Origin of the sequence: Allobosea sp. CCNWLY174 (assembly GCF_037120455.1) — a bacterium.
GTDB classification, from domain to species: Bacteria; Pseudomonadota; Alphaproteobacteria; order Rhizobiales; family Beijerinckiaceae; genus Allobosea; species Allobosea lupini.
The window spans coordinates 96,169-122,024 of record NZ_JBBBBQ010000009.1 but is presented as its reverse complement, the minus strand read 5'-3'; the positions used below and the strand labels follow the sequence as shown (position 1 = coordinate 122,024).

22 protein-coding genes are annotated in these 25,856 nt (G+C 68.5%); 14 read left to right on the top strand and 8 right to left on the bottom strand.

Annotation, left to right across the window (positions count from 1 at the left end; all coding sequences use genetic code 11):
- Window positions 1-8: 8 nt before the first annotated feature.
- From V7S63_RS22780 to V7S63_RS22755, 6 genes are all read right to left on the bottom strand, one after another.
- A complete protein-coding gene (locus tag V7S63_RS22780) occupies window positions 9-1,553 on the bottom strand; it encodes an AMP-binding protein (protein ID WP_100962470.1) in 1,545 nt (514 codons plus the stop codon).
- Entirely contained in the window at window positions 1,546-2,076 is a 531-nt protein-coding gene (locus V7S63_RS22775) for a (2Fe-2S)-binding protein (protein ID WP_336531890.1), read from the bottom strand. Before V7S63_RS22775 ends, V7S63_RS22780 begins: the two co-directional genes overlap by 8 nt.
- On the bottom strand, window positions 2,064-2,891 hold the full coding sequence (locus V7S63_RS22770; RefSeq protein ID WP_336531889.1) for an FAD binding domain-containing protein: 828 nt from the start codon (window positions 2,889-2,891) through the stop codon (window positions 2,064-2,066). The genes V7S63_RS22775 and V7S63_RS22770 overlap by 13 nt, the downstream gene beginning before the upstream one ends.
- Window positions 2,888-5,830: a xanthine dehydrogenase family protein molybdopterin-binding subunit gene (locus V7S63_RS22765; RefSeq protein WP_336531888.1), complete on the bottom strand. Its 2,943-nt coding sequence runs from the start codon at window positions 5,828-5,830 to the stop codon at window positions 2,888-2,890. Before V7S63_RS22765 ends, V7S63_RS22770 begins: the two co-directional genes overlap by 4 nt.
- A 128-nt stretch (window positions 5,831-5,958) precedes the next feature.
- Window positions 5,959-6,804, bottom strand: coding sequence for a helix-turn-helix domain-containing protein (locus tag V7S63_RS22760; RefSeq protein ID WP_091841621.1), 846 nt, complete (start codon window positions 6,802-6,804; stop codon window positions 5,959-5,961).
- 123 nt (window positions 6,805-6,927) lie between these two features.
- Window positions 6,928-7,707, bottom strand: a complete 780-nt coding sequence (locus V7S63_RS22755) for an SDR family NAD(P)-dependent oxidoreductase (RefSeq protein ID WP_336531887.1) — start codon at window positions 7,705-7,707, stop codon at window positions 6,928-6,930.
- A gap of 126 nt (window positions 7,708-7,833) precedes the next feature.
- On the opposite strand from V7S63_RS22755, the gene V7S63_RS22750 reads away from it, so the two are divergent.
- From V7S63_RS22750 to V7S63_RS22725, 6 genes are all read left to right on the top strand, one after another.
- Window positions 7,834-9,093 (top strand): ABC transporter substrate-binding protein, encoded by a 1,260-nt coding sequence (locus tag V7S63_RS22750; RefSeq protein WP_336531886.1) that lies wholly within the window; start codon window positions 7,834-7,836, stop codon window positions 9,091-9,093.
- A gap of 108 nt (window positions 9,094-9,201) precedes the next feature.
- Window positions 9,202-10,092, top strand: a complete 891-nt coding sequence (locus V7S63_RS22745; protein WP_336531885.1) for a carbohydrate ABC transporter permease — start codon at window positions 9,202-9,204, stop codon at window positions 10,090-10,092.
- Window positions 10,085-10,945, top strand: a complete 861-nt coding sequence (locus V7S63_RS22740) for a carbohydrate ABC transporter permease (protein ID WP_336531884.1) — start codon at window positions 10,085-10,087, stop codon at window positions 10,943-10,945. Before V7S63_RS22745 ends, V7S63_RS22740 begins: the two co-directional genes overlap by 8 nt.
- Before the next feature lie 25 nt (window positions 10,946-10,970).
- A complete protein-coding gene (locus V7S63_RS22735; RefSeq protein ID WP_336531883.1) occupies window positions 10,971-12,068 on the top strand; it encodes a Gfo/Idh/MocA family protein in 1,098 nt (365 codons plus the stop codon).
- Window positions 12,069-12,080: 12 nt separating this feature from the next.
- Window positions 12,081-12,725: a ThuA domain-containing protein gene (locus tag V7S63_RS22730; RefSeq protein ID WP_091841604.1), complete on the top strand. Its 645-nt coding sequence runs from the start codon at window positions 12,081-12,083 to the stop codon at window positions 12,723-12,725.
- A 128-nt stretch (window positions 12,726-12,853) separates the two neighbouring features.
- Window positions 12,854-13,894, top strand: coding sequence for a LacI family DNA-binding transcriptional regulator (locus V7S63_RS22725; RefSeq protein ID WP_336531882.1), 1,041 nt, complete (start codon window positions 12,854-12,856; stop codon window positions 13,892-13,894).
- A 12-nt stretch (window positions 13,895-13,906) separates the two neighbouring features.
- Here V7S63_RS22725 and V7S63_RS22720 read toward each other — a convergent pair whose 3' ends face one another.
- Together V7S63_RS22720 and V7S63_RS22715 are read right to left on the bottom strand one after the other, a co-directional pair.
- Complete coding sequence (locus V7S63_RS22720; protein ID WP_336531881.1) at window positions 13,907-16,258, bottom strand: xanthine dehydrogenase family protein molybdopterin-binding subunit; 2,352 nt, start codon at window positions 16,256-16,258, stop codon at window positions 13,907-13,909.
- 246 nt (window positions 16,259-16,504) lie between these two features.
- Window positions 16,505-17,377, bottom strand: a complete 873-nt coding sequence (locus V7S63_RS22715) for a MurR/RpiR family transcriptional regulator (protein WP_336531880.1) — start codon at window positions 17,375-17,377, stop codon at window positions 16,505-16,507.
- A gap of 97 nt (window positions 17,378-17,474) precedes the next feature.
- On the opposite strand from V7S63_RS22715, the gene V7S63_RS22710 reads away from it, so the two are divergent.
- From V7S63_RS22710 to V7S63_RS22675, 8 genes are all read left to right on the top strand, one after another.
- On the top strand, window positions 17,475-19,100 hold the full coding sequence (locus V7S63_RS22710; RefSeq protein WP_336531879.1) for an ABC transporter substrate-binding protein: 1,626 nt from the start codon (window positions 17,475-17,477) through the stop codon (window positions 19,098-19,100).
- A 31-nt stretch (window positions 19,101-19,131) separates the two neighbouring features.
- Entirely contained in the window at window positions 19,132-20,109 is a 978-nt protein-coding gene (locus V7S63_RS22705) for an ABC transporter permease (RefSeq protein WP_091841596.1), read from the top strand.
- Entirely contained in the window at window positions 20,106-21,014 is a 909-nt protein-coding gene (locus tag V7S63_RS22700) for an ABC transporter permease (protein WP_091841594.1), read from the top strand. The genes V7S63_RS22705 and V7S63_RS22700 overlap by 4 nt, the downstream gene beginning before the upstream one ends.
- On the top strand, window positions 21,011-21,994 hold the full coding sequence (locus V7S63_RS22695; RefSeq protein WP_336531878.1) for an ABC transporter ATP-binding protein: 984 nt from the start codon (window positions 21,011-21,013) through the stop codon (window positions 21,992-21,994). The genes V7S63_RS22700 and V7S63_RS22695 overlap by 4 nt, the downstream gene beginning before the upstream one ends.
- Window positions 21,991-22,998 (top strand): ABC transporter ATP-binding protein, encoded by a 1,008-nt coding sequence (locus tag V7S63_RS22690; protein ID WP_336531877.1) that lies wholly within the window; start codon window positions 21,991-21,993, stop codon window positions 22,996-22,998. The genes V7S63_RS22695 and V7S63_RS22690 overlap by 4 nt, the downstream gene beginning before the upstream one ends.
- Window positions 22,995-23,870, top strand: a complete 876-nt coding sequence (locus tag V7S63_RS22685) for an alpha/beta hydrolase family protein (protein ID WP_336531876.1) — start codon at window positions 22,995-22,997, stop codon at window positions 23,868-23,870. The genes V7S63_RS22690 and V7S63_RS22685 overlap by 4 nt, the downstream gene beginning before the upstream one ends.
- A gap of 64 nt (window positions 23,871-23,934) precedes the next feature.
- The gene (locus V7S63_RS22680) at window positions 23,935-24,564 is read left to right on the top strand and encodes a Rossmann-fold NAD(P)-binding domain-containing protein (protein WP_336531875.1); all 630 of its coding nucleotides are present in this window, start codon (window positions 23,935-23,937) and stop codon (window positions 24,562-24,564) included.
- 13 nt (window positions 24,565-24,577) lie between these two features.
- Complete coding sequence (locus V7S63_RS22675; protein ID WP_336531874.1) at window positions 24,578-25,837, top strand: NAD(P)/FAD-dependent oxidoreductase; 1,260 nt, start codon at window positions 24,578-24,580, stop codon at window positions 25,835-25,837.
- Window positions 25,838-25,856 lie beyond the last annotated feature (19 nt).

Below are 25,856 nucleotides of genomic sequence, written 5' to 3'. Positions count from 1 at the left end.
AGTTGGGATCATTCGGCGGCGAGATCGGGTCGCTCGGGCTCGTACTCGCCGGCGACGAGCTGGCGGCGCAGCAGCTTGCCGACCGGCGATTTCGGGATCGCCTTGACGAACTCGTAGCGGCGCGGACGCTTGAAATTGGCGAGGCCGGAGACCTTGCAGTGCCGGTCGAGCTCCTCGGCTGATACGGCCGAGGCGCGCTGCACGAAGGCGACGACGATCTTGCCCCAGCGCTCGTCGGGCAGGCCGACCACGGCCACCTCCGACACGGCCGGATGCAGCGACAGGCAGCTCTCGATGTCCACCGGCGAGACGTTCTCGCCGCCGGTGATGATCATGTCGTCGACGCGGCCGGTGACGAAGAGGTCGCCGTCCTCGTCGAAATAGCCGGTGTCGCCGGTGAAGTACCAACCGTCGCGCAGCGACTTGGCGTCGGCCTCGGGCCGGCGCCAGTAGCCTTCGAAGGCCTCGTCGCTGGCGGCAAGCGCGATGATCTCGCCTTCCTCGCCGGGCCGGGCCAGCTCCGCGGCCGAGGCCGCTCCGAGACGGACCACGCGGATGAGCTGGTTGAGCCCCGCCTTGCCGGCGCAGCCCGGCTTCGCCGCGGCATTCTGGTCGATGGTGAAGGTGTAGATTTCCGACGAGCCGTAGTGGTTGACGAAGAGCTCGGGCCTGAACGCCTCGGTCAGCTTGCCGAGCAGACCGTCGGTCATCGGCGCGCCGGCGAAGCCAAGCTTGCGGACCGAGGAGACGTCGCTCACGGCAAAGCGCGGGTGATGGACGACGTCGTGATAGAGCGTCGGCACGAGATAGAGATTGCTGACGCGCTCGGCCTCGATCAGCTCCAGCGCCCGCGCCGCATCGAAGCGCGGCAGGCAGACGAAGCTGCCGCCGATCAGCGACATCGCCAGCAGCGAGCGCACCCCCATCGTGTGATAGAGCGGCATGACGCCGAGCGTGCATTCGCCGCTGCCGTAGAGGTTCTGCGCGACATGGGCGAGCGCGGCCATGCGCTCGGCGCGGTGCCGCCGCGGCACGCCCTTGGGCTTGGCCGTGGTGCCGGAGGTGTAGAGCATCAGCGACCAGTCTTCGGCGCCGGCGCGGGGCGTCGCGGTCGGCGCCTCCACGGCGATCATCTCACCGAAGCTGAAGTCTGCAGGCCCGGCATCGCTGCCGACCGCGATCCGCGGCAGGCCGGCGGCAAGCGCGCTCTCGGCCATGGCGTCGGCGGAGACGGCTTCGAAGGCGATCGCTTTGGCGCCGGCATTCTCCAGCACGAAGTCGATCTCGTCCGGCTTCGCCCGCCAGTTGATCGGCGTCATGATCAGACCGGCGAACTGGCAGGCCCAATGCAGGCTAGCCGCCTCCCAGCGGTTCTGCATGATGGTGACGAAATGGTCGCCGGGCTTGAGCCCGATGCCGTCGAAGGCGGCGACGAGCGAGGAGATCCGCGCCAGCCATTGCGCATAGCTCAGGCGGACCTCGCCATCGACGATGGCGAGTGCGTCGGGAGTGCGGGCCACGCTGGCGGTGAAGCTGGTCCCGAGGTCAAACATCGAGGGGCTCCGCGGCAGTGGACTGAGATGCCTGGCGCAGCAGGTCAGCGGCCTCGCGCGCGGCGGCTATGATCGGGGTGTAGCCGGTGCAGCGGCAGAGATGCCCGCCGACGACCTCGCGCAGCGCCTGCTCGCTCGGCTCCGGCTGCTCGCGCAGGAAGGCCTCGAGCGAGATCAGGATGCCGGCGGTGCAGAAGCCGCACTGCAATGCGTGGTGGCGCCGAAAGGCGGCCTGCAGCACCGAGAGGCGGTCCTGTGCCGGCGCCAGCCCCTCGACCGTGGTGACCTCCCGGCCTTCGAGCTGGACGGCGAGCGTCAGGCAGGCGCGCGCCGGCGCCCCGTCGATCAGGATGGTGCAGGCGCCGCAGACGCCGTGCTCGCAGCCGACATGGGTGCCGGTCGCGCCAAGGCCGTGACGCAGCGCGTCGGTCGCGAGCAGGCGTGGCTCGGCCTCGACCGCGACGGGCTTGCCGTTCAGCGTGAAGCCGACGCGGTGGCGGTGGGCGGCGCTCAGGCGAGGCATCGGCCGGCCTCCTCGATCGTGCGGCGGCCGAGCGTGCGGACGAGGTCGCGGCGCAGCCTGGCGCTGGCGTGCAGGTCCTCGCGGGCGTCGAGCTCCCACGCGAAGGCGTTGAGCGCGTCGTCCAGCGCCGAACCGTCCAGGCGCGGCCAGCTCCGGCGCTCAGGCTTGTCGGCGACACCGGCGACCGCGAGATGAATCTGCCCGGCCTCGACCATCGCCGCACAGCCGACGATGGCGAAGTCGCCATGCCGGCGCGCCACCTCCTCGAAGGCATAGCCGGTGCCGGGCCGGGCAGCCGGAAAGGCCACGGCCTCGATCAGCTCGTCATCGGCCTTCTGCGTCACCATCATGCCGGAGAAGAAGTCGGCCGCCTTGAGCACCCGGCGCTTGCAGCGCGAGCGCAGGCGGATCTCACCATCGAGCGCGACCAAGCAGAGCGGGATTTCGGCGCTGGGATCGGCATGGGCGGCCGAGCCGCAGACTGTTCCGCGCGCCCGGGTCTGGTAGTGACCGAGCCAGGGCAAGGCGGCAGCCAGCAGCGGCTGCTCGCTCGCCAAGCCGGGCCGCTGCAACAGCGCCGCCTGCCGAACGCCGCCCGGCACCACGATCATCCCGCCCTCGCGCCGGACCTCACCGAGCCCGGCGACGCCCATGATGTCGACGAGCAGAGCGGGCTTGGCGAGGCGCATGTTCAGCATCGGCAATAGCGACTGGCCGCCGGCGATGATGCGCGCCTCGGAGCCATGCTCGGCGAGCGCCGCCAGCGCCTCGTCGAGGCTGCCGGCGCGCAGATAGTCGAAGGGCGCGGGCTTCATGCGCGCCTCCCGAACAGGCGGGCGAGCAGGCCGGGTCTGCCCGGCGACGCCTTGCGCGCCAGCGCCGCGAAGAACTGGCCGATGATCGCCTTCGCCGCGCCGTCGAGCAGGCGCCCGCCGATCGCCGCGACCTTGCCGCCGACCGCTGCCTCATAGGCATAGCCGATCACGGTGCCACCTCTGCCGTCCGGCGTCAGCGTCACGCGGCCGGAGCCGGAACCGGTGCCGAGCGCTCCCGAGATCGAGCCGGTCAATGTCGCGGCCTGGGGCTCATCGAGATCTTCGAGCCTGATCTCGGCCTTGTAGCGTCCCTTCACCGGGCCGACACCGAGCGTGACGTCGGCCTTGAAACGCGTCTCGGAGAGCTTCTGCACGCCATGGCAGCCGGGAATGATCGAGGCCAGCGTGTCTACGTCGAGCAGCATCGCCCAGATCGCCTCGGGCGCGGCGCCAACCCTGGCCTCGCCTTCGCCGCGCAGGCTGCGGTCGCCCGGCCTGGCGGCAGGCGCTGCGGCGCGGCTCGTCGCCGGCCGGGTCGGTTCGGGTTCGGCGGCGAGTGCCGCAAGCCTGGCGGGTGTCAGCGGCAGGGCGATGTCGGAGACCCCGAGCGCATCGGCGACCGCATTTGCCAGGCAGACCGGCGTCGACATGCAATTGCCCTCGCCGGCACCCTTGGTGCCGAGCGGCGTGAAGGGCGAGGGCGTCTCGATGTGCAGGATTTCGATATCCGGCGTCTCGGTCGCGGTCGGCAGCAGGTAGTCGGCGAAGGTGCCGGTCAGGAAGGCGCCGTCCTCGGCATAGGCGAGCTCCTCATAGAAGGTCGCACCGAGAGCCTGGGCGAAGCCGCCGCGGATCTGGCCCTCGACCATGCCGGGATGCAGCACCCGCCCGCAGTCATGCATGGTGACGTAGCGGTCGATCCGGACCTTGCCGCTGCTCGGATCGACCTCGACGCCGGCCATGTCGAAGATGAAGCCATGGCAGAGCGAGGAATTGATCTCGTCGCCCTCGCTCGGCGCAGTGAGCTGCGGCGGCGTCCAGAAGGCGGTCTCGCGGATCGTCTGGTCGACGCCATCGGGCAACAGCGCCGGCGACCAGTGGCAGAGCGCCGCGATCCGTCCGAACGGGATGGTCTTGTCCGGATTTCCCTTGGCGAAGACCGCACCGCCGGCAAAGCCGATCTGCCCGGGCTCGGCCTTGAGCTGGTCCGCAGCGATCAAGGCGAGCTTGTCGCGCAGGCGGGTCGCGGCGAGGTGGGCGGCGCCGGCCACCGCCGCGGCAAAGCGGCTGGAATAGTTGCCGGAGGCGATCGACCAGGCGTCCTTGCCGGTGTCGAGATCGGCGACGACCCTGATGTCGCGATGCGGCAGGCCGAAGATGTCGGCGACGACCTGCGCCAGCACTGTGCGATGGCCCTGGCCCTGCGGCGTCGAGGCGACATGGACGCTGACCGAACCGACCGGATCGATCGAGACCGTCGCCGTCGCCTGCGCGCCGTTCTTCGGGCCGGCCTTGCGCCGCTCCTCGGCGGTCAGCACGGTGGTGATGTAGCCCATGTTCGAGACGCTGGGCTCGACAACAGCGGCTAAGCCGATGCCGTAGCGCCTGCCGGCGGCCCGCGCTGCGTCCCGGCGCTGTTCGAGCTCGGCGAGGCGGCCGGCGACCGCCTGCTCGATAGCCGCCTGGTAGTCGCCGGAATCATAGAGCGCGCCGGTCGCGGTGCGATAGGGAAAGGCGCCGGCCGGGATCAGGTTCCGGCGGATGACGTCGAGCGGATCGAGCCGCAACTCGACGGCGATGCGCTGCATCAGCCGCTCCAGCGCGAAATAGACCTGCGGGCCGCCGAAGCCGCGCACCAGCCCGGTCGGCGCCTTGTTGGTCAGCACCACGCGGTTGCGCATCGCGACATGCCGGATGTCGTAGGCGCCGGTCATGTTGCCGTGCATCCGGTAGAGCGTGGCCGGCTCCGGCGCACGAGGATAGGCGCCGCAATCCTCGATCTGGTCCCAGTCGAGCGCGCTGATCCGCCCCTGCGCCGACACGGCCGCCTTGAGCGTGGTGACACGGTTTGTCGCCGCCACCGCCGCGCCGAGATGCTCGAGCCGGTCCTCGATCCATTTCACCGGTCGCCCGGCGATCCGCGCGGCGACGCCGATCAGGACCGCATAGGGCGCGACGCCCTGCTTGACGCCGAAGCTGCCGCCGGAGTCCGGCGGCATGCGCAAACGCAGGCGGTTGCCGGGAACCTTTAGCGCCCGCGCCAGCACGGTATGGATGCTGAACGGGCCCTGGAAATTGGCGAGGATGTCGTAGATGCCCTCATGCGGATCGTACTCGGCGACGACGCCGAAGGTCTCCATCGGCGCGCCGGTATTGCGCGGATAGGCGATGCTGACCGAGATCGTGTGCGCGGCTGCGGCGAAGGCCGCCTCGGGCTCGCCATAGCGGAAGCGGCGATCGCTGACGAGGTTGGCGCCGGCCTTCTCGTGGAGGACGGGCGCCTCCTCCGCCATGCTGGCGACGGAATCGACGATCGCCGGCAGCGGCTTGTACGCGATCTCGATCGCATCCAGCGCATCCTCGGCGAGATAGCGGTTCTCGGCGACCGCGATCGCGACGGGCTCGCCGACATAGCGCACGCGCTCGACCGCCATCGGCCAGTTCTCCGCGGCGATCTTCAGTCCGGCGACCATCGGCGTGGTCAGCCTGGCAAGATCACGTCCCGTGACGATCGCCACCACGCCCGGCAGCGCGGCGGCGGCCCCGGTCCCGATCGAGAGGATGTCCGCATGGGCGTGCGGCGAGCGCAGGATCGCGGCGTGCAGCGTGCCCGGCCTGATGCCGAGGTCATCGATGAAACGTCCGCGACCGGTCAGCAGGGCGGCGTCCTCGACGCGCTCCACGGACTGGCCCGTCCAGGAAATGGTTTCAGCCTTCACCGGCGTTCGGCTCCCGTGAGGCGCTCTTACGGAGGCGCCTCACGGGAAGGTTCGGTCATCGGCCGGCCAGATGCGATCCCGCTCAGTCTCGGGACTTACCGAATAGTCTCAAATTCGAAGAAAATGCCTCAGCGACCGAGGCGCGCCACGCTGCGGAACTCGCTCGGCGCCACCGAGCAATGGTCGCGGAAGAAGCGCGTGAAGTGCGCCGGCGCGCTGAAGCCGAGCCGGTCGCCGATCGCGCTGAAGCTCTCCTCGCCGTCGACGACGGCGCCGACCGCGAGCTCGACCTTCAGTACGTTGAGGAAGACATGCGGCGTCACGCCGGTCGAGGTCTCGAACATCCGGAAGAAATGCGCCCGCGACAGGCCGGCCTCGCTCGCCAGCCGCTCGATCGAGAGCGGCGCGGCCGGGTTGGAGCGCATCAGCAGAATCGCCCGGCGCACCCGGAAATCGACCGCACTGGAACGCGCGATCTCGCGCAGCGAGGCGCCGATCGAGCGCCAGGGCGTGAAGCGCTCGATCACGGCGATCATCAGTTCCGACAGCAGCTCCTCCTGGCGGCGGCTGGCGCCGGGCTCGTGCACCATCTCGGCGGCAAGATCGAGCGCGGTCTGGCGGATATGGGCGCTGACTTCGCCCGCCGAGTGCTCGAAGAAGCCGGGCGAGCCACTCGCCGCCCAGTTCGGCCGAAAGCTGCGCAGCCACTCCGGCTCGATATAGAGCGCCAGGATCAGGGCGTTCCTGCGCGAGGGGTCATGGACATAGGCATGCGTCTCCCAGGCATTGACCAGCACGGCGAGATCGTCGGTCAGCGGGGCGACATGATCCCCGACCAGGAACTGCGTATCGTCGCCGTCGACCTTGAGCAGCACATGGCAATGCGGATGCGCGTGCCGGACGAGGCTGCGATCCATGTCGAGCAGCGCCACCCGGCCGAAAGCTCCGTGCGCGATGCGCAGGGCATCCGACATGCCGTTTCCTCACCCGGTATCGTGTCGTAGGGCGGCCAGCCGCCAGAGGCCGGGATATTGGACGGCCGGCAACCGTCTTTCAAGGAGCCCCGGGCGGCTGCTTTGTCGCGGGTGGCGTAGCCTTCACACCCAGCCGCCGTCGACGACATAATGCTGGTTGGTGCAGGCGCCCGCTTCTTCCGAAGCGAAGAACAGCGTCGCGCGCGCAATGTCCTCCGGCACCAGCCGGCGCTTCAGGCACTGGCGCCGCATCAGCTCGGCCTCGCTCTCCGGCGTCAGCCACAGGTCGATCTGGCGCTGCGTCATGATCCAGCCCGGCGCGATCGCGTTGACGCGGATATTGTGCTCGCCGAAATCGCGCGCCAGTGAGCGCGTCAGCCCAAGCACGGCCGATTTCGCTGCCGTATAGGCCGGCATGCCGCCCTGGCCTATCATCCAGGAGGTCGAGCCGAAATTGACGATCGCGCCGCCCTTCTTCGCGATCATGTCGGGCAGGACCGCCTGCGCCGCGAAGAACTGGTGCTTCAGGTTCACCGCCATGCGCTCGTCCCAGTATTCGGGCGTCACGTCCAGCGCATCATGGCGCTCGTCATGGGCGGCATTGTTGATGAGGATGTCGACCGGACCGAGCGTCTCCCGGATCGCGCCGATCGCCTGACGCAGCGCGGCGATATCGGTCAGGTCCGCACGCTCGAAACGGACGCTCACACCAGCGGCAGCGAGTTCCGCCGCAATGGCGCGGGACTCAGCCTCCTTCAGGTCGATGAAGCCGACCTTCGCGCCCTGCCGGACGAAGGCACGAACGATTGCCTCGCCGATGCCGGAGCCACCGCCCGTGACCAGCACCACCTTGCCCTCGAGATCGGGATAAATCGCACCCGCCAAGACCGCCTCCCTCGTCATCGCCGCATCAAGGTCGCAGCGTCCGGCTCCGAATAACATCAAAATTTGAGTTGCGCACCTCAAATCCTGAGCTTACGGTTCGAACCATCAACGGCCCGCCAGCGGCCGACACAAGGGAGGACCCTCATGGCTCGTTTCAAAGCCCTGCTCGTCGGCGCCGTCGCCCTCGCCTTCAGCGCAGGCTCCGCCTTCGCCCAGACCACGGTCAAATGGCTGCACATCGAGGCCAATCCCGTCGTAGTGAAGCTCTGGGAAGAGGTGGCGCGCGATTTCGAGGCGAAGAACCCCGGCGTGAAGGTCGAGATGCAGTATCTCGAAAACGAGGCCTACAAGGCCAAAGCGCCGACGCTGCTGCAGTCGAGGGACAGGCCACACGTCATCTACAGCTGGGCCGGCGGCGTGCTGAAGTCGCAGGTCGAGGCCGGCGTGCTCGAGGATATCACCCCGGCGATGCAGGGCTACAAGGACAATCTCTCGGCGAGTGCGGTCGACGCCTTCACGGTCGACGGCAAGATCTACGGCGTCCCCTACGGCGTCTCGCAGGTCGGCTTCATGGCCAACAAGGACCTGCTGGCCAAGGCCGGCGTCGATGCCGGCAAGATCGTGACCTATGACGACCTCCTCGACGCGGTGAAGAAGCTCAAGGCCGCCGGCATCACGCCGCTCGCGGTCGGCGGCGCCGACAAATGGCCGGTGCATTTCTACTGGACCAACCTGGCCATGCGCCTCGGCGGCAAGGCTGCGATCCAGGCGGCGCTGAAGGGGCAGGACGGCGGCTTCGAGGGCGAAACCTTCCAGAAGTCGGGCGAACTCTTCAAGCAGCTCGTCGATCTCCAGCCTTTCCAGAACGGTTTCCTCGGCTTCAAGAGCCAGCAGGCGATCGGCCATTTCGGCGATGGCAAGGCGGCGATGCTGCTCGCCATCTCGAGCTTCTACCATACTCAGAAGGTCTTCGCGGTCGACAAGGCCGGCATCCCCGACGACAAGCTCGCCTGGATCAACTTCCCCACCGTCCCGGGCGGCAAAGGACAGCCGAGCGACACGCTGGGCGGCATCAATGGCTGGCTCGTCACCAAGGGCGCCCCGAAGGAGGCCGTCGCCTTCCTGAAGCACTTCGTCAGCGCCGAGCCGCAGAAGCGCCTCGCCGCCGGCAACTTCATCGTGCCTGTCTACAAGGGCGCCGAAGCGGGGCTCGGCAGCGCCTTCATGCGCAACATCGCCCAGAACATCGCCAGTTCGAGCTATCACCAGAACTTCTACGACCAGGATCTCGGCCCCTCCGTCGGCCGCGTCGTCAACGACGCGACCACCGAGATCGCCGCCGGCACGATGACGCCGAAGCAGGCGGCCAAGGCGATCCAGGACGCCTTCCGCCAGGGCAACTGACGACCAGCCAGTCGGGGGACATCGCTCGTCCCCCACCGATCGAAGTGCGAGACGGCGGGTCCATCCCGCCGGCCGACCTCTCCTGCCCGTTCACATCGCGAGGTGATCATGGCTGCGCTCGCCGGACGCAGAGTCGCCGATGTCGGCAAGCTCTCGACGATCCTGCTGTTCCTGCCGCCGGCGCTCCTGCTGTTCACGCTGTTCGTGGTGCTGCCGGTCGGCGAGGCCGCCTGGTATTCGGGCTTCAACTGGAACGGCTTCGGCAAGCCGACCAACTGGATCGGCCTCGACAATTACCGCTTCGTCTTCGACAACCGCGCTTTCGGCACCGCCTTCAAGAACAACCTGCTGATCATTGTCGTCTCGCTGGTGATCCAGCTGCCGCTGGCGCTCTCGCTCGCGATCATCCTGGCCGACCGCTTCCGCGGCTCGGTGGCGCTCAGGATGGTGTTCTTCCTGCCCTATATCCTGGCGGAGATCGCCACCGGCCTGATCTTCAGCTTCGTCTATGACGGCGATTACGGCCTGCTGGCGGCGATCTACAAGAGCTTCGGGGCAGAAGCGCCGCATCTGCTGGCGAGCCCGCAGACGGCCTTCGCCGCCATCCTCGTCGTCGTCGTGTGGAAATATTTCGGCTTCCACATGATGCTGTTCATCGCGGCATTGCAGACCATCGACCGCTCCATGCTGGAGGCGGCGCGGATCGACGGCGCCAGCCGCTGGCAGAGCCTGCGCTATGTCGTCATACCCGCCCTGGCGCCGACCATCCGCCTCTCGGTCTTCTTCGCCATCGTCGGCTCGCTGCAGCTCTTCGACCTGGTGATGCCGCTGACGCGCGGCGGCCCCTCCGACTCCTCTCACACCATGGTGAGCTTCCTCTACACCTTCGGCATCACGCGCATGCGCGTCGGCTTCGGCAGCGCCGTCGGCGTGATCCTGTTCCTGATCTGCGTGGTGTTCGCCTTCACCTACAAGCGCTGGATCATGCGCGATGAGTGAGCCCGCCGCTTCCGCGCCCTTCAGCGACGACGGTTTCAGCCCGGCGGCGGTCGGCAAGGCGCTCTATCTGGCGGCCATCGTCCTGTTCGTGATGACGCCGCTCATCGCCACGGTCCTCGGCGGCTTCAAGTCGCTCGGCGAATTGCGCACCAACCCGTTCGGCCTGCCGAGCGTCTGGGAATGGAGCAACTACGCCGACATCCTGCTCTCGAAGCGCTATTGGCAGCTCCTCGGCAACTCCTTCGTCATCGCCACGCTGACAGTGGTGCTGACGCTGATCTGCGCGTCGATGGCCGCCTTCGTCTTCGCCCATCTGCACTTCTTCGGCCGCGACATGCTGCTGAACTACCTGACGATGGGCCTGCTCTTCCCGGCCGCCACCGCGATCCTGCCGATGTTCATCAAGGTGCGCGATCTCGGCCTGCTCGACAGCCATATGGGCGTCGTCCTGCCCCAGGTCGCCTTCGCGCTGGCGATGAGCATCCTGCTGCTGCGGCGCTTCTTCAAGGACCTGCCGACCGAGCTGCTGGAGGCCGCGCTGGTCGACGGCTGCTCCTATCCAAAATTCTTCCGCTACGTGACGCTGCCGCTGTCGCGCCCGATCCTGGCGACGGTCGGCACCATCACCTTCGTGCACAGCTGGAACGCCTATCTGATCCCGCTGGTCATGCTGAACAGCGACCGCCTCTACCCATGGCCGCTCGGCATCATGGTCTACCAGGGCGAATACTCGACCGAGTGGCACCTGATCCTCGCCTTCATCACCCTCACCATCCTGCCCACCATCATCCTTTTCCTCTTCGCCCAGAAGCACATCGTCGCCGGCCTGACCGCCGGCGCGGTGAAGGGCTGAGCATCCGGCTATCAAGGAGCGTCACATGCGAAAGATCGGCGTCGGCATCATCGGATGCGGCAACATCTCGACGAAATACATGACGGCGATGCAGCAGTTCTCGACCATCGAATTGCGCGCCGTCGCCGACATGCGCACCGCCCCGGCCGAAGCGCGCGGCGCCGAATTCGGCGTGCCGGCGATGCGGGTCGACCAGCTCCTGAAGCGCGACGACGTCGAGATCGTCGTCAACCTGACCGTGCCGCTGGCGCATACCGATGTCAGCCTCGCGGCCCTGCGGGCCGGCAAGCACGTCCACTCCGAGAAGCCGCTCGGCGTCAACGTGGCCGAGGCCCGCAAGGTGATGGATCTTGCGGAGGAGAAGGGCCTGCGCGTCGGCTCGGCCCCCGACACCTTTCTCGGCGGTGGCCACCAGACCGCCCGCAAGCTGATCGACGACGGCGCCATCGGCAAGGCCGTCGCCGGCAACGCCTTCTTCGGCTGCCCCGGCCATGAGCGCTGGCACCCGGCGCCCGGCTTCTACTATCTGCGCGGCGGCGGCCCGATGCTCGACATGGGCCCTTATTACATCACCGACCTCGTCAACCTGCTCGGGCCGATCGCCTCCGTCGTCGGCTTCGCGACGCGGCCCAAGGTCGAGCGCCTCGTCACCAGCCAGCCGATGAACGGCACGCTGATCCCGGTCGAGGTCGCGACCCATGTCACCGGCGTGCTCGAATTCGTCTCGGGCGCGGTGGTCTCGATCACCATGAGCTTCGACGTGCCCAAGCACCGCCACAGCCCGATCGAAATCTACGGCTCGGAGGGCAGCCTGTCCGTGCCCGACCCCAACCGCTTCGGCGGCGAAGTCCTGGTCGCCAAGGCCGGCGGCGACTGGCAGGCGCAGGCCCTCAGCCACGGCAACAGCGACGGCGAATTCCGCTCGATCGGTGTCGCCGACATGGCGGCAGGGCTGATCTCGGGTCGGCCGCACCGCGCCAGCGGCGCGCTGGCACTGCATGTGCTCGAAGCCATGGAAGCCTTCCAGATCGCCTCCGACGAAGGGCGGCGCGTCACGCTTGCAACCACGGTCGAGCGGCCGGCGATGCTGCCGCCCGGCCTGCCCACCGGCACTTTGGATTGAACGGGGATCGACATGACAAGGACTGCGCTCATCGTCTGGGGCGGCTGGAGCGGCCATGACCCCGACCTCTGCAGCTCAATGATCCGGGGCTGGCTGAAGGCGGAAGGCTTCGACGTGCGGGTCGAGACCGCGACCTCCGTCTTCCTCGATCCCGCGATCCGCGACTATTCGCTGATCGTGCCGATCTACACCATGTCGAAGATCGAGAAGCCGGAGGCGGCCGCCCTGTGCGAGGCGGTCGCCGGCGGCGTCGGGCTCGCCGGCCATCATGGCGGCATGGGCGACGCCTTCCGCGACGCGGTCGACTACCAGTTCATGTGCGGCGGCCAATGGGTCGCCCATCCCGGCGGCATCATCGACTACACCGTCGACATCACCCGGCCCGACGATCCGCTGATGCAGGGCATCGCCAGCTTCGAGCACCGCTCGGAGCAGTATTACATGCATGTCGACCCCGCCAACGAGGTGCTGGCGACCACGACCTTCACCGGCGAGCACGCGCCCTGGATCGACGGGGTGGTGATGCCGGTGGTCTGGCGCAAGCGCTATGGCAAGGGGCGAGTGTTCTACTCCTCGCTCGGCCACCGCGCCTATGAGCTCGACGTGCCGGAGATCCGCACGATCATGACGCGCGGGCTGCTTTGGGCGGCGCGCTGATAGCGGGGGTGCCGGGCTAGCCGAACGGCTGGACTTGAGGCCCCCGCCAATGCCAAAGGCCTGCGCTGCTGGTGAGGATGGAAACCAATCCCGCGGCGCGGGCGCGAGGAGAGGTCGTGGAGGACGAAGTGGATCGAAGCCGGATCCCGGTCAGGCGAGCGACGCTGGAGGATGTGGCGCGCGAGGCCGGGGTCTCGCTCGCCACGGCCGACCGGGTCGTGAACCAGCGCGACGGGGTCCGCGCCAAGACCGTCGAAAGCGTCAGGCGCGCGATCGCCAAGCTCGACTACCGGGCCAACCCGGCGGCGGCGCGGCTGGCGCGCGGCCAGTCCTTCCGCTTCGCCTTCATCCTCCCGTCCAGCACCAACGCGTTCATGGCCGGGCTGATGCAGCAGGTGCGCCGGATCAGCGACTGGCTGGAGCCGCAGAACGCCTTCGTCGACATCCTGCAGCTCGACGTCTTCGATCCCGAGGCACTGGCGAGCGGGCTTGCCGGCCTCGCCGACCATTTCCACGGCGTCGCCACGGTGGCACTCGACCATCCCAAGGTCCGCGCCGCCATCGACGATCTCGTCGCGCGCGGCGTTGCCGTGGTCACCTTGGTCTCGGACGCCCCGACCTCCCGCCGCGCCCATTATGTCGGCATCGACAATCCGGCGGCGGGGCGCACCAGCGCCTCGCTGATGGGCCGCTTCCTCGGCGGCCGCAGCGGCAAGGTCGGCGTCATCCTCGGCTCGATGTCGCTGCGCGACCATGTCGAGCGGCTCTACGGCTTCCAGCAGGTTCTCTCCGGCGACTATCCCGGGCTGACTCTCCTGCCGGTGCTGGAGGGACGCGACGAGAGCGAGCGCAACGAGGCGGCGGTCGCCGGGCTCCTCGCGGATCATCCCGAGCTGATCGGGCTCTACAATATCGGCGCCGGCAACGAGGGTATCGTCACCGCCCTGGAAACCGCCGGCCGGCCGCTCGTCTTCATCGCGCATGAGCTGACCGAGGCGACACGGCGCGGGCTGCTGTCGGGCACCGTCGCGGCCGTGATCAACCAGGATCCCGGCCACGAGGCGCGCTCGGCGGCGCGCCTGCTGATGGCGGAGGTCACCGGCGAGCCGATCCTGCTCGACCAGGAACGCATCCGCATCGAGATCTTCCTGCGCGACAACATGAGCTAAGGCGACGCAGCCTCAGTCGCGGGCGTGGATGCTCTTCCAGATCGCCAGCGGCGTCGCCGGCATGTCGAGATGGCGCACGCCATGCGGCGCGAGCGCATCGACCACCGCATTCATCACCGAAGGCAGCGAGCCCGCGCAACCGGCCTCGCCGCAGCCCTTGGCGCCGACGCGGTTGGTCGCGGTCGGGACGCCCCGGCTGGCGAAGGAGAAGAACGGCACGTCCGCCGCGCGCGGCAATGCATAGTCCATGAACGAACCGGTCATCAGCTGGCCGGCCTCGTCATAGACGGTCATCTCGTAGAGCGCCTGGCCGATCCCCTGGACGACGCCGCCATGCAGCTGGCCCTCGACGATCAGCGGGTTCACCACCACCCCGAAATCGTTGACCATGACATAGCTGGCGATCTCGACCTGGCCGGTCTCAGGGTCGATCTCGACCTCGGCGATGTGGCAGCCATTGGGATAGGCCGAACGCGCTGCCTTGAAGACATGGTCGACATCGAGGCTCTGCGGCAGGTCGGCAGGGAAGGGCGTGCCCGTCCGCAGCCGCTCCGCGAGCGTCATGATGCCGATGCTGCGGTCGGTGCCTGCGATCCTGAACTCGCCGCCGGCGAACTCGATGTCGACCGGGGCGGCCTCGAGGACATGGGCGGCGAGCAGCTTGCCCTTCTCGATGACGAGTTCGCTCGCCTCGATGATCGCCGAGCCGCTCGCCATCACCGATTTCGAGCCGCCGGTGCCGCCGCCGGCGATCAGGCGGTCGCTGTCGCCCTGGACCAGGCGGATCTTGTCGAAGGGTACGCCGAGCTGGCTCGACAGGATCTGGGCGAAGGGCGTCCAGTGGCCCTGGCCGTAGTCGAGCGTCCCGGTGACGATGGTGACGCTGCCATCGGCCTCGAAATGCAGGCCGCCCATCTCGTTGGTCGGCGGCGCCGTCACCTCGAGATAGCAGCCGATGCCGCGGCCGCGCAGCTTGCCGGCCTTGCGGCTCTGGCGCTGCCGCGCCGCATAGCCCTTCCAGTCGGCGGCTTCGAGCGCCTGCGCGAAGAGGGCCGGGAAATCGCCGCTGTCATAGACGGTGCCGATCGGCGTCGTCCAAGGCAGCTGCGCCGGCTTGACCAGATTGCGGCGCCGAAGCTCGGCGCTGTCGATCCCCATCTCCCGGGCGGCGGTATCGATCAGCCGCTCCATGAAATAATTGCCTTCGGGCCGCCCGGCACCGCGATAGGCGCCGATCGGCGGGGTATTGGTCACGGCGCATTTGGCGAGAACCTCGACCAGCGGCGTGCGGTACATCCCGACGCTGTTCTTGCCGATGTTCAGGCTCGCCATCATCGGCCCGACCGGCGAGAGATAGCCGCCCATATTGCCGATGCCGGTGAAGCGCGTCGCCAGGAAGCGCCCGCGCGCATCGAGCGCGAGCTCGGCCTCGAACACCATGTCGCGGCCGTGATGGTCGGCGACGAAGCTCTCCGAACGATGGTCGGTCCATTTCACCGGCTTCTTCAGCAGGCGGGCCGCGTGCAGCAGTGCGACATGCTCGGGGAAGACCGAGGCCTTCATGCCGAAGGAGCCGCCGACATGGCCGGTGACCAGCCGCATCTTCGCCGCCGGCACGCCCATCGCCGCGGCGAGATTGTTGCGCAGACCGAAGACGCCCTGGCTCGGCGCATGCAGCGTGTAGCGGCCGGCCTTGCGGTCATAGCTCGCGATCGCCGAGCGCGGCTCGATCGGATTGACCACGACGCGGTTGTTGACGATCCGCAGCCGGGCGACATGGGCCGCCCCGGCGAAGGCGGCGGCGACCTTCCCGGCATCGCCGGACTGGTAGTCGAGGACGAGATTGCCCGGCACCTCGTCATAGAGAAGCGGCGCGCCGGGGGCGAGCGCCTCCTCCCCGGAGGTGACGGCCGGCAGGACCTCGATGTCGAGCAGGACGGCCTCGGCGGCATCGCGCGCCTGCACCGCGGTGCGGGCGACGACGACGGCCACGGGGTCGCCGGCGAAGCGGACCTTGCCGGTCGCAAGCGCCATGCGGACCGGCTTGCGCATCGGCGAGCCGTCGCGGTTGGGCAGGTCGATCTGGCAGCGCAGCGGGCCATAGCCCTGCCCTTCAAGGTCGGCGCCCGTATAGATCGCGACCACGCCCTTCATCGCCGTCGCCGCCGACGTATCGATGCCGTTGAGCAGGCCATGCGCATGCGGGCTGCGCACGAAGGCGGCGTAGAGCTGCCCGTCCAGCGACAGATCGTCGGTGTAGCGCCCCTCGCCGCGCACCAGGACAGGGTCCTCCTTGCGCGGCACCGGCTGGCCGATTCCGAACGGCGTCGAGGAAAGCTCGGCGGGAGCTGCGCGCATGTTCATGACGAGGCACCACGATGGGAGGTTGGGCCGATCGACGAGCGATCCCCGCTGCAGAGCGCAGACCGGTTTGCCTGCCTGATTGTCACATGGAAGGCGGCGTGTTTGTCAAATGCGCCCGCGTAGGGGCCGACCCGCGCCATCGGCGCGCCGTTCCCTGGCGAAGGCGAGACGCAGCGCCGCTGCGCTGTGCGGGCAACACGTCTCTCTCGAATTATTGTCGCCGAGGTGGCAGGGGCAGCGAACTGTTCAGTAATGGAAGGTCCACAGCAGGCTCTCGCTCAGGCCCTTCAGCGCCTCGACCGCATCTGGGCGCTCGCGCGCCAGCGTGGTGATCAGCGCATCGGCGACGGCGAAGGCGGCAGTCGGCGAGTTCGGCAGGAAGCTGTTGCGGGCGGGGGCGAAGAAGGTCATGTCCGCCAGCGGCACCAGCGGCGATGACGGGCTGTCGGTCAGGGCGACCAGGACGGCGCCGCGTTTCTTGGCGAATTTGGCGAGCTCCAGCGTGGCGCGCGAATAGCGCGGCAGCGAGATCGCGATGACGACGTCCTGGGGCCCGGCCGACAGCATGTGGCGGACGGCGCGCTCTGGCCCGCCACGCGAGGACGCAAAGACGACCTCGGCGTCGAGATAAAGCGCCAGCCCATCCTCGAGGAAGGCTCCGACATAGTGACTCGCGCCGGAGCCGGCGATGAAGATGCGGCGTGCCTTCAGCATCAGGCCGATGGCTCGGTTGACCGTCGCCTCATCTAGCGTCGCGATCGCCTCGTCGAGATTGGCGGCCTCGCCTTTCAGCGTCGTCGCCATGGTGGCGAAGACCGATCCGGCCGTGGCACGTGCGTCGGCGAGCCCCTCGACCGGACCGAGCGCAACCTTGAGCGCCGTCGACAGCGCCGTGCGGAAGTCGCCGTAGTTGCGGTAGCCGAGCGCCCGGACGAAGCGGGTCACGGTCGCGGTCGAGGTGCCGCTCTTCTCGGCCAGGCCCTCGATCGTCACCGTCGCCGAGTCGAGCGGGCTCTGCAGCACGAAGTCGGCCGCCTTGCGATGGCCCTCGCTCAAAGAGGGATAGATCCGGGCGATGCGGTTGGCGAGATCCGTCGTCGGCTTCAGGGCGCGTGACATGGCTCTTCCGGTGATTGACGTCGGATCATTTTCATGTTTGCTACCGCGTGAAAATAAAGCTGTCAAAACCATCAGCTACGGGAACGGAGACCGACCGATGCGTCAGCGCGCATTCATCACCCTTCTGCTCGGCGCCAGCATGCTAAGCGCCAGTCTGCTAAGCACTTCCGCCACGGCGCAGACGCTGCGCATCGCGCTCGCCTCCGAGCCGACCGCTGTCGATCCGCATTATCACGAGCTGACGCCCAACAATGCGCTCGCGGCCCACATCTTCGACAATCTCGTCTTGCAGGACGAAAACCAGGCGCTGAAGCCGGGCCTCGCCACCTCCTGGGAGAACGACGGCAAGAACCGCTGGACCTTCAAGCTGCGCCAGGGCGTCAAGTTCACCAACGGCCAGCCCTTCGGCGCGCAGGACGTGGTTTTCACCTTCTGCCGCACGCTGAAGAACGAGACCAAGGTCTCCGACTCCTTCGCCGACGTCACCAGCAATTTCGCCAAGGTCGAGACACCCGACGCCAGCACGCTGGTGATCGAGACCAAGGTGCCGGAACCGCTGCTGCCCAATCTGCTCTCCAGCCTGCCGATCCTCTCCGCTTCGATCGTCCAGCACGGCGAGATCAGCTACGATGTCGCCAAGAACTGCGGCGTCACCGGTCCCTGGCCGGCAGTCAGCAATTTCAACGACGGCACGATGGCGATCGGCACCGGGCCGTACAAGCTGAAATCCTATGTCCGGGGCTCGGCTATCGAGCTCGAGCGCAACCCCGACTACTGGGGCGGCGCCCAGCCCTGGGCCACCGTGCGCTTCCTGCCGGTGACCAATGCCGGCCCGCGCCTCGCCGGCCTGCTCGCAGGCGACTATGACGTGATCGAGAACCCGGCGGCGCGCGACCTTGCCCGGATCAAGAGCGACAAGCGCTTCGGCTCGGTCATCACGCCCTCGACCCGCATCGTCTATTTCCAGCTCGACGTCGCCCGCGACGAGAGCCCCTTCGTCAAGGCCCCGGACGGCAAGAACCCGCTGAAGGATGCGCGCGTGCGCAAGGCGATGTCGCTCGCCATCGACCGCGAGGCGATCGTCAAGCGCATCATGGACGGCGCGGCCGAGCCGGCCTACCAGTACCTGCCGACCGGCATGTTCGGCACGCTGCCGAACCCGCCCAAGCTCGCCTATGACCCGGCCGCCGCCAAGAAGCTGCTGGCCGAGGCCGGCTATCCCAACGGCTTCCAGCTGACGCTGTCCTCGACCAATGACCGCTACATCAACGACAGCCAGATCACCCAGGCGGTCGCGCAATACCTGACCCAGATCGGCATCAAGGCCGAGGTCGACGCGATGACCCGCGCGATCTACTTCCCGCGCCGCGCCAAGAAGGAATTCAGCGTCGCGATCGGCGGCTGGGGCTCGGCGACCGGCGAGGCCGCCTCCTTCCTGCGCCAGTGGCCGCCGACCCCGAACGAGGCCAAGACCCTCGGCGGCTCGAACTATGGCGGCTACAAGAACGACGAGTTCGACAAGGTGATCCGCGCCGCGGTCTCGGAGCTCGACGACAAGAAGCGCGCGGAACTGCTGCAGCAGGCGATGAAGCTGGTCCTCGACGACGGCGCCTTCATCCCGCTCCATTTCGAAAGCGGCATCTGGGCCTTCAAGTCGGAGCTTTCGGTCGCGGGCCGCGCCGACCAGTACATGCTCGCCATGTCGGTGAAGCCGGCGAAGTAAGCCGGCAAGCGCTCGTCCGAGGCTCGGTGCCATGACCGCCTATGTCCTGCAGCGGCTGATCCAGAGCGTGCTCGTGCTGCTCGCGGTCTCGGTCGTGGTCTTCTTCGCCGTCTACGGCATCGGCGATCCCGTCGAGCTCCTGGTCTCGCCCTCGGCCAGCGCGGCCGAGCGCGAGGCGCTGATCCGCCGGCTCGGGCTCGACCTGCCGGTCTGGCAGCAATACCTGACCTTCATGGCCAATGCGCTGAAGGGCGATCTCGGCCGCTCCTTCGTGCACGGCGTGCCGGCGCTGCAGCTGATCCTGCAGCGGCTGCCGGCGACCTTCGAGCTCGTGCTGCTCTCGATGATCCTGGCGCTCGCCGCCGGCATCCCGCTGGGGCTGATGGCGGGCCTGAACCCCGACAGCCGGCGCGCCCGCATCGTCATGGCCGGCACCGTGCTCGGCTTCTCGCTGCCGAGCTTCTGGAAGGGCATGATGCTGATCCTGCTCTTCGCCGTCTGGCTCGGCTGGCTGCCGACCGCCGGGCGCGGCGAGACGGTCTCGCTCCTTGGCGTCCAGACCAGTCTGTTGACACTGGACGGGCTGCAGCACATCGCCCTGCCCGCGCTCAACCTCGCCATCCCGAACCTTGCGCTGATCATCCGGCTCGTCGCTGCCGGCACCACCGAGACGATGACGCAGGACTACGTCAAATACGCCCGTGCCAAGGGGGTGCGCCCGAGGCGCATCGTCAACCGGCACATCCTGCGCAACATCCTGATCCCGGTCGTGACCGTGGTCGGCGTCGAGTTCGGCAGCCTCGTCGCGTTCTCGACCATCACCGAGACGGTCTTTGCCTGGCCGGGCATGGGCAAGCTCCTGATCGACTCGGTCTACCAGCTCGATCGCCCGGTGGTGGTCGCCTATGTCCTCTTGGCGACGCTGCTCTTCGTCACCGTCAACTTCCTGGTCGACGTGCTCTATGCCGCGCTCGACCCTCGGGTGAAGCTCGCCGGAGAGCAGGCATGAGCCCAGGCGCCTCCCGCCTCGCCGGCCCCATCCAGGCCGACACGCCCCTGCGCGAAAAAGTGCTGCGCCATCTGCGCAACCGCCCGACCACGCGCGGCGCCGCGATCCTGCTGGGGATCATGGTAGCGCTCGCTCTGCTGGCTCCGTTCATCACGCCGCAGAACCCGCATGATCTCGGCTCGCTCAGCGTGATGGACAACCGGCTGGCTCCGGGCGAGCGCGGCATGGGCGGCTTCACCTACTGGCTCGGCAGCGACGCGCAAGGCCGCGACATGCTGAGCGCCATCCTCTACGGACTGCGCACCAGCCTGCTGGTCGGCCTCGCCTCGACCGTCGGGGCGCTTTCGATCGGCATCCTCGCCGGCCTCGCCGCGGCGCAATTCGGCGGCGTGGTCGACGCCATCATCATGCGCATCGTCGACTTCATGCTCGGCTTCCCCTCGATCCTGGTCGCGCTCGTGCTGCTCGCCTCGATCGGGCGCGGCGTCGACAAGGTCATCCTTGCCATCGTGCTGGTGCAATGGGCGCAGTATGCAAGGCTGATGCGGGCGGCGGCGCTGGTCGAGCGGCGCAAGGAATACATCGAGGCGGCCGTGAATTTCGGCCTGCCGACCCGCCACATCATGCTGGCGCATCTCCTGCCGAACTCGGTCGGCGCGGTGCTCGTCGTCGCATCGATCAGCATCGCCTCGGCGATCACGCTGGAGGCGACGCTGTCCTTCCTCGGCGTCGGCGTGCCTGTGACGCAGCCATCGCTCGGCCTGCTGATCGCCAACGGCTTCGAGTTCCTGCTCTCCGGCGAATACTGGATCGCCGTCTTCCCGGGTATCGCGCTCGTGCTCCTGATCATGTCGCTCAATCTCGTCGGCGATCGCCTGCGCCGCAGCTTCAACGTGCGCGCATGAGCGAGACTCCTCTCCTCTCCGTGCGCGGCCTCAAGACCGTGTTTCATGCGCAGGACGGCGCCTGGCCGGCCGTCGACGGCGTCGATTTCAGTGTCGCCAAGGGCGAGGTCCTCGGCCTGGTCGGCGAATCCGGCTCGGGCAAGTCGGTGACCGGCTTCTCGCTGGTGCAGCTGATCGACCCGCCGGGCGAGGTCGTCGCCGGCGAGGTGCTGTTCGACGGCGATGATCTGCGCGCCGCCTCGCCGGAGCGCCTGCGCCAGCTGCGCGGCGACCGGATCGCGATGATCTTCCAGGATCCGCTGATGACGCTGAACCCGGTGCTCAGCATCGGCGAGCAGATGAGCGAGGCGATCCTCGAGCATCGCGATTGCAGCCGGCAGGAGGCGTTGGACAAGGCGGCGAAGGCGCTGGCGCGGGTCGGCATCTCCTCGCCGGAGACCCGGCTGAAGCAGTACCCGCACGAATTCTCCGGCGGTATGCGCCAGCGCGTCGCGATCGCGACCGCCCTCCTGAACGATCCCGACCTGATCATCGCCGACGAGCCGACCACCGCGCTCGATGTCACCATCCAGGCGCAGATCCTCTACGAGGTGCAGAAGCTTTCGCGCGAGACCGGCGCAGCGGTCATCTGGATCACCCACGACCTCGCCGTGGTCGCCGAGCTCGCCGACCGGGTGGCGGTGATGTATGCCGGCCGCATCGTCGAGATCGGCGACGTGATGACCGTGCTCGACCGGCCGCGCCATCCCTATACGCTCGGCCTGCTCAATTCCTCGGCGACCATGGTCGAGCCGGGCCAGCGCCTGCACCAGATCGACGGCATGGCGCCGCGCATCGACTCGCGCCCCTCCGGCTGCCCGTTCCGGCCGCGCTGCGAGCGGGCGCTGCCCGTCTGCGCCGACGCCGATCCGCAGCCGCAGGCCCATGACGGGCGCACCCTGCGTTGCCACAACCCCGTGCCCGACCAGGTGGCGGCATGAGCGAGACCCTGTTCGAGCTGCGCGGCGTCCGCAAATATTTCCGCGGCAAGGCCAATATCGCCGAGCGCATCCTGACCGCAATCGGCCGGCATGCGCCGCCTGCGACACTGAAGGCGGTCGACGGCGTCGATCTCAGCGTCCGGAAGGGCGAGGTGCTCGGCCTCGTCGGCGAATCCGGCTGCGGCAAGTCGACCCTGGCGCGCATCGCGACCGGCATCCTGCCGCCGACCGAGGGCGAGGTCCTGTACAAGGGGCGATCGGCCGCGGCGCTGAAGGGCAAGGACCGGCTGGATTATCTGCTCAAGGTGCAGATGATCTTCCAGGACCCTTACGCCTCGCTCGATCCGCGCATGCGAGTGAGCCGCATCGTCGGCGAGGCGCTTTCGGTCCACAAGCTCGTGCCGAAGGCCGAGCTCGACGGCGCAGTCGACCGGGCGCTCAGCGAGGTCGGGCTCGATCTCGCCTATCGCGAGCGCTACCCGCACCAGTTCTCCGGCGGCCAGCGCCAGCGCATCGGCATCGCGCGGGCGCTGGCGGTGAAGCCCGATTTCCTGGTCTGCGACGAGCCGGTCTCGGCCCTCGACGTCTCGATCCAGGCGCAGGTGATCAACCTGTTCATGGATGTGCGCGAGCGGCACGGGCTGACCTATCTCTTCGTCAGCCACGATCTCGGCCTCGTCCGCCATATCAGCGACCGCGTCGCGATCATGTATCTCGGCCGCATCGTCGAGATCGGCAGCGCCACCGCGATCTTCGCCGAGCCGGCGCACCCCTACAGCGCCGCCCTGATCAAGGCGATCCCGTCTGCGGCGCGGCGCAAGAGCAGCTTCCAGCCGCTCAAGGGCGAACTGCCCTCGCCATTGGCGCCGCCGCCTGGCTGCCCCTTCCACCCGCGCTGCGAGCACGCCATGGCGGTTTGCCGCGAGGTCCGCCCGGACCTCGCGGAGATCGCGCCCGGCCGCAGCGCCGCCTGCCACCTGCATACGACTGCGAAGGCCGCATGAGCACGACGCTTACTCTCGATCCGCCTCAGGGCCGCAGCACCCTGCCCTTCATCGATGCGCGCCATCCGCAACGGCCGCTGGAGGTCAATTTCTACCGGCCGGCGCGTCATCGCCCGGACGACGAGGTCGTCTTCGTCCAGCACGGCATGCTGCGCAATGGCGACGACTATCGCGATTTCTGGATCGAGGCGGCCGAGACGCACAACCTGCTGATCGTCGCGCCGACCTTCGGCAACGCGCAATTCCCCAAGGCCGAGGGCTACAATAACGGCCTCGTTGTCGGCGAGGACGGCACGCTCGCCGCGCAGGACGATTGGCTCTACGCCGTGCCGGCCCGCGTGCTGGCGGCTTTGCGCCAGGCCGGCGTTACCACGCGCGACAAGGTCAGGCTGTTCGGCCATTCCGCTGGCGGCCAGTTCGTCCACCGCCTGCTAGCGACGCAAAGCGAGACACCCTTCGAGACCGCTTTCGCCGCCAATTCCGGCTGGTACACGCTGCCGACGCTGGAGCGGCGCTTCCCGGAAGGGCTCGGCGGGCTCGGCCTCGGCGAGGCGGACCTCGCGCGCTGGCTCGCCTGGCCGATGGTGATCTTCGCCGGCGACCGGGACATCGTCACGGATGATCCCAACCTGCCGGCTCAGGCGGAGGCGCTCGCGCAGGGGCCGATGCGCTATGCCCGCGCCCATTTCATGCTCGATTTCGCGAAGGCGGAAGCGGCCAGGCGCGGCCTGCCCTGCAACTGGTCGCTGATCACCGTGCCCGGCATCGGCCATGACGGAGCGGCGATGTCGCGCGCTGCGGCGGCGTACTGGTTCGAGGGCCGTATCCCCTCGATCGAGGAGTTGAAGCCGGAGGCGACCGCAGTCGCCTGAGGCTCGACCGGGCGAGCCCGATCTGCGACATCTGGCGTCGGGTTCTGATTGGAGGCCGATCGCGATGAAGCTGCTGCTGGCGGGTGCGACGGGGCTGGTCGGGGGCCATGTGCTGGCGCAGGCGCTCGCCGACCCGCGCATCGATGCGGTGATCGCCCCGACGCGCCGCGCCTTGGCGGCCCATCCGAAGCTGCTCGCACCGGCCGTCGATTTCGAGGCTCTGCCTGACGATGCGCCTTGGTGGGCGGCGGATGCGGCGATCTCGGCGCTCGGCACGACCATCGGCAAGGCAGGCTCGCAGGACGCCTTCCGGCGGGTCGATCACGGTTACCAGCTCGCTGTCGCTCAGCTCGCTCACCAGCACGGCACCCCGGCCTTCGTCCTGAACTCGGCGCTCGGTGCCGATCCAGCCTCGCGCATCTTCTACAACCGGGTGAAGGGCGAGCTGGAGCGTGACCTCGCCGGCCTCGACTTCGCCTCGCTCACTTTTGTCAGGCCGGGCCTGATTGGCGGGGAGCGGGGCGAAGTCCGAACCGCCGAACGCGCGGCCCTCATCCTGCTCGGCATTCTCGGTCCGGTGCTGCCGCGCGCCTGGCGCATCAATCCGGCTGGGCGCATCGCCGCCGCGATGATCGAGGCCGCCATAGCGGCGAAACCCGGCAGGCATGTCGTCAGCTCCGCGGCGCTCGTCTGAGTTAACGCGAGCGATGACGACGACGGCGCGACAGACCGATGCGATCGTGCTCGGGGCCGGCATCGTCGGCGTCAGCATCGCCCTGCATCTGCAGGAGCGTGGCCGCACCGTCCTGCTGGTCGACCGCCGCGAGCCCGGCGCCGAGACCAGCCATGGCAATGCCGGGCTGATCGAGCGCGCCTCGGTCGTCCCCTACGCCTTCCCGCGCAGCCTCGCGACGCTTCTCGCCTTCGCCTCGAACCGCTCGATCGCGGTGCGCTATCGGCCCGCGACGCTGCTGCGGATGGCGCCCTGGCTGGCGCGCTATTGGTGGAACTCGGCGCCCGGCCGGCTCGATCGGCTGGGGCAGGCCATCCTGCCGCTGATCGAGCGCTGCCTCGACGAGCACCGGCACTGGACCAAGGCCGCCGGGACCGAGGCGCTGATGCGCGACGAGGGCTGGATCGAGCTCTATCGCAGCCGGCACGGGTTGCAGCAGGCCGTCAAGGCGGCAGAGGACCTCGCAGCCTACCGTCTCGCCTACGATGTCCTCGACGAGGCGGCGCTGCAGGCGCGTGAGCCCGGCTTGCTGCCGGGTATCGTCGCCGGCGCCCTGCACTGGCGCGATCCGGCGACCGTCAGCGATCCCGGCGCGGTGACGCGCGCCTATGCCGCCCTCTTCGCTGCGCGCGGCGGCGAGTTGCGACGCGCCGACGCGGCCGGCCTGCACCAGAACGGCACGGGCTGGCGCCTATCGGCCGGCGCCGAGGATTGGCGTGCGCCCGAAGCCGTCGTCGCTCTGGGCCCCTGGTCGAACGACCTCTGCAAACGGCTCGGCTATCGCTTTCCGCTCGGCTTCAAGCGCGGCTACCACATGCATTACGCAGCCGCGGACGATACCGCCCCGCGACATCCGCTCTGCGATGTCGAGGCCGGCTTCGTAATCACTCCGATGGCGCGCGGCATCCGCCTGACCACCGGCATCGAACTCGCCGCCCGCGACGCACCCTCCGATCCCTGGCAGCTCGACCGGGCCGAGGCCATCGCCCGCCGGATCATGCCACTGGGCCAGCGCCTCGAGGCAGAGCCCTGGCGCGGTGCCCGCCCCTGCCTGCCCGACATGCTGCCGATCATCGGCCCGGCGCCGCGGCATAACGGCCTCTGGCTCGCCTTCGGCCATGCCCATCACGGCTTCACGCTCGGCCCCGCGACCGGGCGGCTCCTGGCCGAGATGATGACCGGGCAGGCGCCGTTCTGCGATCCCGCGCCCTTCGCGGCCGCCCGCTTCGCTTAGGCCGCCTTGCGCTTCTCCG